At 25.9% G+C, this 12,288-nt stretch carries 9 protein-coding genes; 5 read left to right on the top strand and 4 right to left on the bottom strand.

Annotation, left to right across the window (positions count from 1 at the left end; all coding sequences use genetic code 11):
* The first annotated feature begins 27 nt into the window (after nt 1-27).
* The 5 genes from AACH12_RS06925 to AACH12_RS06945 are packed head-to-tail and all read left to right on the top strand — an operon-like array spanning nt 28 to nt 7,891.
* Nucleotides 28-1,698, top strand: coding sequence for a hypothetical protein (locus AACH12_RS06925; RefSeq protein ID WP_338534706.1), 1,671 nt, complete (start codon nt 28-30; stop codon nt 1,696-1,698).
* Nucleotides 1,699-1,735: 37 nt separating this feature from the next.
* Nucleotides 1,736-3,598: a hypothetical protein gene (locus AACH12_RS06930; protein WP_338534707.1), complete on the top strand. Its 1,863-nt coding sequence runs from the start codon at nt 1,736-1,738 to the stop codon at nt 3,596-3,598.
* A gap of 41 nt (nt 3,599-3,639) precedes the next feature.
* A complete protein-coding gene (locus AACH12_RS06935) occupies nt 3,640-4,779 on the top strand; it encodes an ABC transporter substrate-binding protein (protein WP_338534708.1) in 1,140 nt (379 codons plus the stop codon).
* A 28-nt stretch (nt 4,780-4,807) separates the two neighbouring features.
* Nucleotides 4,808-7,183, top strand: coding sequence for an MFS transporter (locus tag AACH12_RS06940; protein ID WP_338534709.1), 2,376 nt, complete (start codon nt 4,808-4,810; stop codon nt 7,181-7,183).
* Between the two features lie 24 nt (nt 7,184-7,207).
* On the top strand, nt 7,208-7,891 hold the full coding sequence (locus AACH12_RS06945) for an N-acetyltransferase (protein ID WP_338534710.1): 684 nt from the start codon (nt 7,208-7,210) through the stop codon (nt 7,889-7,891).
* Nucleotides 7,892-8,056: 165 nt separating this feature from the next.
* On the opposite strand, the gene AACH12_RS06950 is transcribed toward AACH12_RS06945, so the two are convergent.
* From AACH12_RS06950 to ispH, 4 genes are all read right to left on the bottom strand, one after another.
* The gene (locus AACH12_RS06950; RefSeq protein WP_338534711.1) at nt 8,057-9,187 is read right to left on the bottom strand and encodes a tyrosine-type recombinase/integrase; all 1,131 of its coding nucleotides are present in this window, start codon (nt 9,185-9,187) and stop codon (nt 8,057-8,059) included.
* A gap of 269 nt (nt 9,188-9,456) precedes the next feature.
* Nucleotides 9,457-10,233, bottom strand: a complete 777-nt coding sequence (locus AACH12_RS06955; RefSeq protein ID WP_338534712.1) for a CheR family methyltransferase — start codon at nt 10,231-10,233, stop codon at nt 9,457-9,459.
* Nucleotides 10,234-10,377: 144 nt separating this feature from the next.
* On the bottom strand, nt 10,378-11,427 hold the full coding sequence (rpsA, locus tag AACH12_RS06960; protein WP_338534713.1) for a 30S ribosomal protein S1: 1,050 nt from the start codon (nt 11,425-11,427) through the stop codon (nt 10,378-10,380).
* Between the two features lie 4 nt (nt 11,428-11,431).
* Nucleotides 11,432-12,283 carry a 4-hydroxy-3-methylbut-2-enyl diphosphate reductase gene (ispH, locus tag AACH12_RS06965; protein WP_338534714.1) on the bottom strand — a complete coding sequence of 284 codons (852 nt, stop codon included), beginning with the start codon at nt 12,281-12,283 and terminating at the stop codon, nt 11,432-11,434.
* Nucleotides 12,284-12,288: the final 5 nt, after the last annotated feature.

The following is a 12,288-nucleotide window of genomic DNA, read 5'->3' on the forward strand; positions in this document are numbered from 1 at the left end:
TAAATTTTTAAAAAGTGAGGTGAAAATATGTATAATAGTAATTATTTTTCTCTGAATAAAAAAGAGGACTTTTTAAAATGTAAACTTGTAAACGTTAGTATCGCAGATAATGAAGAATTGTCTTTAAGTTGGAATTATAATATTAATTTGATTAAAGAAATTAACTTATATTTACCTAATGAAATCAAATATGTAAAAGTGGATTTTTCTGGTTTAATCTATATTTTGGATAGTATAAATAATCTATATTTATATGATGATAGTTTTAAGCGCTATGAATTATTAATATCATCAAATCACATAGATAAATATGAATTAATTAAAATTATTAGCCTTAAAAATAGATTGTATATAGCTTCTTCAGATCAGAATAAAATAGAAAATATAATTGAATATTCACTCTCAAGCAGAAGGATTGTATCTATAAAGAAATCGAATAAAAAAGATATCATAAATTTAGAATTAAAAGAAAGTGAGCTGTGTGACTTTATATTAGAAACCGCTAAAACAGAAAATAACGATAGTATAAAAATAAAAATTATAAATTTATCAGATGTAAAAACTATTATTACTAATGAATCTTATAGCTATATTGATGTGGATAATTTAGGTAATATTTATACTTTTAATACACATAATAGTGTTTTTAAGGTTTTTAACATTTGCAAATTCTATACGGGTGTAAGTGAAATAGTGAATGGAAATTGTTATTTGCCGATTCTTGACTCTAAGGTAGAAAATAATCTTTGGCACAGAATAAGATTATATGCGGATATAACAGAAAATACACAGATGACAATTGAATATAAAAGTTTTGATACATTAAAATTAAAAGACGTTAATGTTGAAAATTTGAAATTCTGTGAATTAAGTAATTTTAAAATTAAAGAAATTGAGAATCAAATTGAATTAACCAAATTTAATAGTGGTGATGATTTTCTATTTGATAAAGCCTATGGTAGATATTTATTAGTAAAAATAAATTTTAATGGAAATAAAAGTCAATCACCAAAATTATCAAAAATAAGAGTATATATGAAAAGGGATACATATATCAAATATTTACCAGAAATTTACCAGTCCAATGAACAAAGAGATTTCTTAGAGAGGTTTTTAAGTATTTTTGAATCAATAAATTTAGAAATAGAGGAAAAAATTGATTTGATTTCAAGAAATTTTGATTACAAATATAATTCAGACGAAATGTTAAAATGGATTTCAAGTTGGATTGGAATCGAAATAGATAATAGTTGGAATGGAGATTCAATAAGAGATTTATTTAAAATGCTACCTAGTCTCTATAAAAAAAGAGGAACAAAGTTTTATATAGAAACTATTCTTAAAATATTTTTAAATTGTAAGATAATTATTGTAGAAAACGCAAGACTATATTCAAATTTAAGCAATCTAAGAAGTACAGAAACAAAATATGAACGACCTTTTGGATTAAATAGGTACTCGTTTACCATTTTATGTTACCGACCTACAAAACTGACGAAAATTGAAAAAAACTACATTAAAAAGTTTTTAGATGGAATAACACCACCCTACATGGAATATAATTTTATTGAACTGAAAAACACTTTATTTTTAGATAAACATTCGTATCTTGGGATCAATACTATGATTGTTGATACATTAGATTCAAGACTTAATAATCAGCGAATACTTTCATTTACAACAATAGACAAGGACTAATTAAGTGTATTTCGCAAACATAAAATGGAGGCAAATCATGGATAAATTTTCTTTAGAACAATTAATAAAAAGTAATTATTTTTATGGTAAATTATTAACGGTAAATGATTTTGAAATTGAACAGGAATATATAAATTCCAAAATAAACCTTATTAATAAATATGTATTTGGCGAGGGAATAATTAAAGGCTTAAATGTTGTTATGATAGATGACCAGACTCTATCTATTGAACCTGGTATTGCTATAGATTCTTTTGGTAAAACAATTGTTGTTTCTAAACCAATTACAGAAAAATTATCATTAATTGAGGGTTTTGAACAAATAGAAAACACTACAGAAATGTTTTTGACTCTTGAATACAATGAAGAATTATCAGAGAAGATTCAAGTTATAACAAATAATGAAGAAGATTTTTCAAAAGAAAATTATAATAAAAAAGAAGAAACGTATAAATTAATTTTAAAATCGGAAGGTATTAATGAAATAAAAAGACTTGAAGCAACAAATGACTATACAACTCAATTGCTATTTAAAAATAACAATGTAGAACTCTTTTTAGCTATTTCAAATAACTTGAATAGAGCAACACTAATGAATGCAAAATTAATTACTTATGCAAAAGATAGTAATTTAGAAATTAACATCGACTTAAATATGAATGTTTGTGATGGAAATGGTAATTTTGTTCAAAATGAAAATAATAGCTATAAATATACAAGTCAAATTAAAAACAAATGGTATGTTGAAGAATTTAATTCAAGTGTATTTTCAATCGAAACTGATGATTTTTTTGTGAAAATTGACGAAAATACAACAATAAAGATTAATGAAAACGTTTACGCAATTGAAAATAAAGATATTAAGCTAGATTATAATAATGTTAATTATAATGAGAGAGTTATTTCCAAGCATTTATCAGAGAGTGTAACTACAAATAAAATTAATCCATTATACTTAGCAAAATTAAATATTATAAAAATTGACAATACTTTTATTTTAAAGTCTGTTATATCAAATCCTTATAAGCAAATGATATACACAAATAAATTATTAAAAAAATTGATTGAAAATGCTAATAATGATTCAGTCATTGAAAAAGTCTTTAGTGAAGTTGAAACAATTAACGAATTTGAAAATCCGTCCGTTAAATCAAAATTAGATTCTGTTAATAAAGCAATTAATTTTAAGTTTAAAATACCAAAATTCTCAAATTTAACAAATAATATTACAACTGGTGAAATTGAGTTTAAAATAGGTGAAAATTTTAAGTTTGGAAGGAATTTTTTATCGAGTGAAATAGATCATAAATTAGGCGCGTTACCTGTGTTTATAAAGCTTGGAATTGTTATGAGCAATAAAAAACTTATTGATAATGATTATTCTGATGCGATTTATTATGGTTCATCAGAAGTATTCTACAAAACTGAAGTTGAAGCAGATATAAACAATTACCAACTCGGTTCAGTAACGTATCCAAAAAAAGGTACTTTTAAAATTGGTCTTAGAGTAAATGCTGGTAAAAAGAATCAAATTATAAAAGTAAGATGGTGGGCATATAAAGAAAATTCTGAAATAGCTTCTAAGAATATGTTAAAAGTTAAAATTATTCCTGATAGTGTTAATCTAAAGATAAATGAAAAATTCAAATTTAATGTTCAAGTAAAAGGAGACCCATACAATAATGTAATATGGGAAGTCGAGGAAGGTCACGGAATTATTGATGAATTTGGTAAATATACTGCGCCAAACAAGACAGGTATATACGTCGTAAAAGCAATTAGTTCTATAGATAATCAATTTATATCTAGTGCGATAATAAAAGTAGTAGAAGCTAGTAAATTAGTTAAATCTAAGAATAAAATAGAAAAAATTAAATTAGAGTTAAAATCAAAAAAATAATATATTTTTCATTAAATTGTAACATGTAAAGGAGTTTTACTATGAATTACATGTATAGAAAAATTTTCAGCATTATTTCAATTTTTTTACTTATATTTTCAAATACAGTAAATTTTGCTGAACAAAATTTACAAGTACCAAAAGAAAAATTTAAAATAGCATACTTAGAAAATGATCCATATTTCAATTATACAGGTACTTTTTACGGGATAATTAGAGGGCTTTATAAAGATGGGATCGTAAATACAATCGATGATATACCGTATTCTGAGGGAGATGATGATTCAAGTGAAATTTGGAATTATCTATCTAATCCTAAAATTAGTGATTATCTTGACTTTAATAAAGATGCTTTTTACCAATTATATAATATGAATGAAAAAGCACAGGAAGAATTAATTGATACTCTTAATAATACTAGTAAATACGATTTAGTAATTGTTCTTGGTACAAGAGCAGGCAAATTTGCATCAGCTAATATCAATGGAACTCCTATTATGGTTTTTTCAACTAGTAATGCCATTGGTGCTGGAATTACAGCTTCGAGTGAAGATTCAGGAAAAGATAATATTTGGGCTCATGTTGATACAAAAAGGTATCTGCGCCAATTAAATGTTTTTTATGATCTATTTAAATTTAAAACCTTAGGTATTGTTTTCGAAAATACAGAATCCGGTAGAGTACAAGCATCTTATGATTTAGTTAAAGAATTTGCAAAAAGTAATAATGTTAAACTAATTGAAAAACATGTTAGTGAACCTATAAATCCAGAGGATCAACTTAGATATGACCAAGAACTAAAAAAAGCATATAAAGAAATTGCTAATGAAGTTGATGCATTTTATCTTACTACAGGTGCTAGAGATACAAATGTTTTATATGATTACCTTGAAGAATTTTATAATAATAAAATACCTGTTTTTTCACAAGTAGGGTCAAGAGAAGTAAAAAAAGGTGCATTAATGTCAGTATATAGATTTAACTATGATGAAATTGGGTATTTCGGTGCAGATAGAATTCTAAAAGTTCTTGGCGGAGAATTACCAAGAAAACTTGGTCAAGAATTTGGTGAAACACCTAGTATTAGTATTAATATTGAAGTTGCAAAGAAAATAGACTATAAACCAAGTTTAGAATTACTTCTTATAATAGATACATTTTATAAAACAATTATTAAATAATAAAACTAATTTAAGATAGGGGTATTCTATGGATAAAAAAATGAAAGAAAAATTATTAGTAGCTTCCTTATTGCTTATAATAACTATTATGTCTGTAACTAGTTTTATAAATATAAATTCTTTTCAGAAAAATCTTATTGAATCTGAGGTTGCAAGTGTAGTTGTAAAAGGAAATGAATTTATAAGCAAATTGCAATATGCCCTAAAATACGGCAAGGAAATAAATAATTTTTATGGAATGAATTCTTTAATAAAAGATTGGAAAGATCATTATGAAGAAGTTGATAATGCATCTATTTTGCTTATGGATGGAGAAATCAAGTACGCCTATAATAAAATTGATAATTACGATTCAAAAAATATTATTAGTAGCATTCCATTTAATGAAGGTGAAAAATATAAAATTATTAATGAAAGTGGTAAAATTGAAATTTTATTGCCTATTTATGATAGTACAAATACTCAAATAGCAGCTTATAAAATAGCATTAAATAATAAAATTATTAATAGCAAACTTTCATATTATACAAATAAGTTGATAAAAATAGCAATTATTTTAATTATTTTTGCATTCATTATACTTGGTATTTTTAGCATAAAAGGTAGCTATGTTAAAAATGGACAAATTAGTAAAAATCGAATATTAATAATTATTTTATCAGTTGTAGGATTAATACAAATTTTATACAGCGTATATAGCTATAATATGTTTTCTAGCGCTTACGTTGATTTATCAAAAAATATAGGTATTTCTACTATTAATTCAATAGATAGAGATATTACAAAAATTATTAATAATGGTGTAACTTATTCTCAAATAGGAGAATACGAAGATTATTTAAATAATATTGCTGAATTAATACCTCAAATCGAAAGTATTAACTTAACTCAATTAACAGCAGAAGAGGATGATTTTAAATATCGATTTAATGAAAAAGATTTAAAAGTTGAAAAATTTACAATCGTTGATTCAGAAAATAAATGTGCTCTAATAAATATAAAAATTGATAAGGCATATATAAAATCGGCACTAAGAATAATACTTTTAGATAGTATTACCATATTTGCAACATCGTTTTTCTTTATGGTTGAGATTGTACTTTTCTTAATTCTATATATTATGAATGCTAATAAAAAATATATGAGAAATCATGAAAAAAGTTCATCTTTTGCTACAACGTCATATACTGGTGGAAACTTAAGAATTTTATCGTATATTGTATATACTGCTTGTTATATGCCAGTAAGTTTTGTACCTTTAGTTATGAAAGAATTGTATACTTCTATGAGTGGCGGTGGAACATCTGATTTTCTTATGGGTTTACCAATTTCAATCGTATTTTTTACAGGTGCGTTATTTACAGTTGTTGGTGGTAAATTGATAGATAATATTGGTTGGAAAAAAGTTATGTATATAGGTACAGGGATACTTATTGTTAGCACCATTGCATCAGGAATTTCAAATAACGTCTTCTTATTTATTCTCTCAAGAGGATTTTATGGAGTAGGATATGCATTAATATATATTTCTATGAGAAGTTTTTCTGCATCATTTAAAGATGAAACATCTAAAAAGAATGGTTTTGCTTCTATAACAGCAGGAGTTTATGCTGGTGTTAATACAGGCGCTGTTTTTGGAGCGATTCTAATGGAGAAAATTGGTTATAGAAGTGTGTTCTTAATTTCATCTGTTATTATGGGGATTGCTGTATTAATTATTAGATTCTACTTTTGGGAATCAGCTGAAGATAAAGAATCTCATAAACATATAAATAGAGGTAAATCTATAAATACAAGTGAAAAAGAAAAGCTTGGAATCCTAAAATTTTTATCAAATCCATCTATAATAGGATTTTTCTTATTAATTACTGTACCGATGGCTATGACAGTAATATTTTTAGATTATTTCTACCCAGTTTATGCATCTGAGTTTAAAATAGGAACAGGTACAATTGGTAGAGCTTACTTAATAAATGGAATATTTGTAGCTTATATATCACCAATACTATTAAAATATATGGGAAATAAACTTAGTAAATTGAAGTCAGTTGTATTTTCCATGCTATTGGTTTCCGCCTCATTTATAGTATTTGCCATGCTTAATTCACCTTTAGGTATGTTACTAGCCTCAGCAATATTAGGATTAGGTGAAGGTGTAGGACTTGCTTCACAAACTGAGTATTATTTGAACTTAAAAGCTACCACTTATATTGGTAAAGGCGAAGCCTTAGGTTACTATTCTAACATTAGAAAAATTAGTCAAACTTTTGGACCTCAAATTTTTGCCATTCTTCTTATTTTTGGTTATAACGTTGGTATAGGAATACTTGGAATAATTACTCTAGTATTTGTTACATTATTTGTTATTCAAACATTCTATAATAAAAGAAAGGAGTTGGTTTAAATAATTGTTAAAGAGGAAGTCTGGATGACGGGAGATGCAATTAATGCGGACACACATAAAAAATATGAATATAAAATTATAAAATTAAATTACAAATGGCTAGATAAAATTCTTTGTCTTCAAGATTTAATATATGATAATATGCAAAACAAAGATATATATGAGAAAATTACAGAATTTGAATTAATTGATGCATTTTCTGGAAATGGACTTTGTCTTGGCACAATAATAGAGAAACAATTAGTAGCTTTTCGAATTCTTTCTTATGGCGACAGTGAAACAATTGAACTTGCAAAAGATTGTAATATAAAAGAAATACATCAGGTAGCTTTTATAGAAGCTACAATAGTTAAAAAAAATTTTCGTGGTAATAGCTTACAAAAAATAATGATGAAGTTAACGATGGATTATTTAAAAAAAAGAAGAAAATTTAAATATGCACTATCTACAGTTTCGCCAAAAAATATAGCTTCAATTAAATCTTTATTAGCAAATGGATTTAAACTGATAAAACTTTCTAAAATGTATAAAGGTAAACTTAGGTATGTTTGTTCATATGACTTTACTAATAAAGTTTCAAATAAAGAACAAACTACAACTTTAAAATTTGACGATTATGAAAATATCCATAATCTTCTTTTAGATGGTTTTTATGGAGAACGTGTAATAATAGATGAAAACTCTTTTTATATTGAATTTTCAAAGTGAAGATAATAAGTAAAAGCACTTTGGTTTTCGTAATTGTTTTATGTAAACCACCTTGCTTATTGAAATAAAATAAAATAATTTAATTAATTATGTAGCTATAAAATTTAACTAAAATTAATCGCCTTATGGATACTAGGCCATAAAGTATAATTTTAGTTAAATTTTTTATTCATTAAATTCATCTTCAAGTTCATAGTTCTTAACAATTTCTCTTTTAATATTTTTCTTATGCGCTGCATATAACTGAGTAGTTGTAACGTTATCATGATCTAGCAAACTTTGTACATCATATATTGAAAACCCATATTCAATAAGAGATGATGCAGCAGTGGCCCTTAATTTATGAGGGCTATATCCTTTATTTCTTGTTGTACCAAGAGGTATAGAAGTATATTTTTTAACCATAGCCCTAATTGCTTTAGTAGTCATTCTAGTTCCTTGAAGTGAAATAAAAAGAGCATCAGTTTTATCCTCAGATTTTTCTATAAAATTGATTCTTTCATTATTTATATAATTTTTAATTGCACTTTCAACACTTTTATTAATAGGCATATTAACTTCTTTACCTCTTTTTCTATAAATTTTATATTCACCACGTCCAAAATTAAAGGATGAGATATTAAGTGATTGAAGTTCACTAAGCCTTAATCCATATGTGGTAAATAGTATCAAAATAGCCTTGTCTCGAATTTTAGTCTTTTTCCAGTACTGAAGTTCTTTATCGGTTAATCCACTCCCTGTTTCTACGCTGTCAAGCATAAGGGCTACCTCATCTATTTCGAGCTTTTTTATAGCATCAGGCTGTGGCTTAGGAAGTTTAATGGGATTAAAACCTTCAGTTATATTATTAGAAATTATTTCTTCTCTGTAGAGAAATTTAAAGAGTACACTTAATGAACTACGCTTACGTGAAAGAGATCTATTGTGATTCTCCATAACGTATTTACTATTTTTGGTTTCTATAATATATCTAGAGCAGTAATCACCTAAAAAGCGATTTATATCTCTAGCTTTAAGTCTATTTAATTCTTCTGCTTTAATTTCCTTAATAGATTCTTCTATAACTAAATCAGTGGTCGATATTAAATATGTTAAAAAGAATTGAACATCTCTTAAATATGCAAGTCTGGTATTAATGGCAACAGCACTTTTTAAAAAAATAAAAAAATCAACTAAGAAGTAGGGCATAGACTTTTCAATTTCAATGCAACTTTCAATTACCATGTTTTCACTTTTTACAATATTATCTGGTTTAGATGATTTATTATGAACATTTAGAATTTTTTTTTGTCTCATAGAAACTCCTTAAATTTTATTTTTTTATTAGCTTAATTACATTATAACGAAGTAGGTAGAAAAAGGCTAGAATAAAGTAATATAAATATCTATATAAAAAAACATATAAAAATTAGTCAAGAAAATTAGTCAACATACTTCAAAATTTAAATTCTTGAACTATTCCCTAAATATACATTTAAAGAACAGTTGAATTTGTTTTTTAAGAAGCTTGTTACAAGCTTCTTAAAGATATATCTTAAAATTTTCAATATAATTACTAGCATCTTCTATTTTAAAACCTTTTGATAAAAGAAAGTTTTTTTTGCTTTAAAGTTAAATCTTTGTGGAAGAATTATTTGCTCAGTGCTACCAACAAATAAAACGCCATTTGGAATTAATGCATCGTTAAATTTTTTATACATAAGATCTTTTGCATCTTCAGTAAAATAAATCATTACGTTTCTACATGTAATTAAATCGCATTTATCTGGATATTTATCTTTGAGTAAATTCATATTTCTAAATTCAACGCATTTTTTTATATCTTCACTAACTTTATATGAATTTCCAACTTTAGTAAAATATTTTTTAACTATATCTTTTGGAACTCCTGCGATACTTTTTTCATTGTAAATACCAACTTTAGCCTTATTTATTGCTTCTTTATCAATATCAGCAGCAATAATTTTAATTTTGTTAAGTGGTAATATAGTGCTTAGTGCCATAACTATAGTATATGGTTCTTCACCAGTAGAACAAGCTGCTGACCAAATTTTTATAGAGCTCTTCCCTTTTAATAACTCTGGAAAAACTTCATTAACTAGTATACTCCATTGATTTGGATTACGATAAAATTCAGAAACATTAATTGTTAAATAATTTATAAATTCATCAAAAACTTCTTTATTTGTGTTAATTTCTTTAAAATACTCTTCAAATGAATGTACTTTATGTCTTTTAATTAATGATTCAATTCTTCTTTTCATCTGTCGTTCTTTATATAAAGATAAATCTAGCCCTGTTTTTTTTAGTATTTGTTGTTTAAATTTTTCATATCCTTCCATATAAGTCCTCCAATTTAATTATTAGTACCATTATATCATTTTTATAAATTTAAATATATAGTATTTTTACCTCAAACTTTTAGTATTAAACAAAAAAATAAAAAAAGACTTGTATAAACAAGTCTTTTTGAATAATTCTATTGATTATAATGTCGCTTTAATAGAAAGCTTAACTTTTTTGTTTTCTATATCAGCTTCTAAAATTTTAACACTAACTTCTTGAGCAATTGATAACTCATCAGAAGGTTTTTCAACTCTTTTGTTTGAAATTTGTGAAACGTGTACAAGTCCTTCAATACCTGGCTCAAGTTCAACAAAAGCACCGAAATCAGTAAGTGAAACTACTTTTCCAGCAAATACATTTTCAGTGTCATATTTAGATTCAAATAATGACCAAGGATCTGGAGTAAGTTTTTTAATACTTAAAGAAATCTTTTGAGTATTTTTATCTGCAGAAATTACAAGAGCATTAACTTTATCTCCAATTTTTAATACATCAGCAGGATTTACAACTCTTCCCCATGACAATTCTGAAATATGAATAAGAGCATCTACTCCGCCTATATCTACAAAAGCACCAAATTTGGTAATTCTTTTAACTTCGCCTTCAATAGCCTCGTTAACAGCAATTTTACCCCAAACTGCTTCCATTTTTTTATTGTACTCAACTTGAGCAAGTACCTTATGAGAAAATACAACTCTTTTTCTTCTTTTGTTGAACTCAATAATTTTAACGTTGAATGTTTTGTTTGTATATTCTTCTAAATTTCTAACAAATTTAACATCTAATTGTGAAGCTGGAATAAATCCTCTAACTTCACCAAAGTAAGTAATAACTCCACCTTTAACTGCATTAGAAGTTGTTACTTCAATTTCTTTTTCTTCAGCATATAGTCCTTCTAAAATATCCCAATCTTTTAATTGGCTTACTTTTTTCATAGATAAAAGTACGTTTCCATCTCCATCATCTACTTTAATAACAAAAACATCAATTTCTTGATCTTCTTTAAATGTATCTAAAATTGAAACGTTTGGATCATTGCTAACTTCAGATTTTGGAATAATTCCATCAGATTTATAACCAATGTTAACAACTATTTCTCCTTCCGAAATTTGTACGATTTTTCCTGATACTACTTCTCCCTTTCTAGGAATTTGAAAAGAATCCTCGTATTGTTGTAACATCTGTTCCATAGTATTATTTTCCACTATTAGTTCCCTCGCCTTCGTTTTCTATTTTATCAATTACTTGATTTATCACCCAATCTGGTGTCGATGCACCAGCAGTTATACCTATCTTATCATACTTTTTGATATTGGTCACCATAATTTCATCAGCAATTTCGATATGCAGTGAATTATTACAATTTTTTTTGCAAATTTGGTATAACTTTTTTGTATTAGAGCTATTTTTACCTCCAATAACAATCATAAAATCTACTCTTTTAGACAATTCATTAGCTGAATTTTGCCTTTTTGTTGTAGCAGAGCAAATAGTATTGTGAATAATTAAGTTCTTGACATTATTTGCGATTTTCTCAACCGCTTTATTAAATAACTCTAAAGTAATTGTTGTTTGAGCAACAACAATTGACTTTTGAGAATTATTAGCATTAATTATACTATTATCATCAACGATAATAGCAGTATTTTCACACCATCCATTAATACCAATTACTTCTGGATGATTTTTATTTCCCACTATAAAGACTTGATACCCATCTTTATAGTATTTATAAACAATTTTATGAATTTTTTTTACAAATGGACAAGTTGCATCAATTAAATTAATATCTAAAAGTTTAACTTTATCATATATATCTTTTTTCACACCATGAGATCTAATGATCAAGGTACCGCCAATTGCATCCTCAATATTATCAGTTGTGTTAACTCCAAAACTATTAAGATATTCTAATGCTTGAGCATTATGAATCAATTGACCATAAGTATATACATTTTTTTCTTTTTTTGCAATTTCAATAGTCTTAGTAACTGCGCTTTTAACACCATAACAAAAACCAGACTCTAATGCAATCTCAATTTTCATTTTTA

Source organism: Helicovermis profundi (assembly GCF_033097505.1).
Taxonomy (GTDB): domain Bacteria; phylum Bacillota; class Clostridia; order Peptostreptococcales; family Acidaminobacteraceae; genus Helicovermis; species Helicovermis profundi.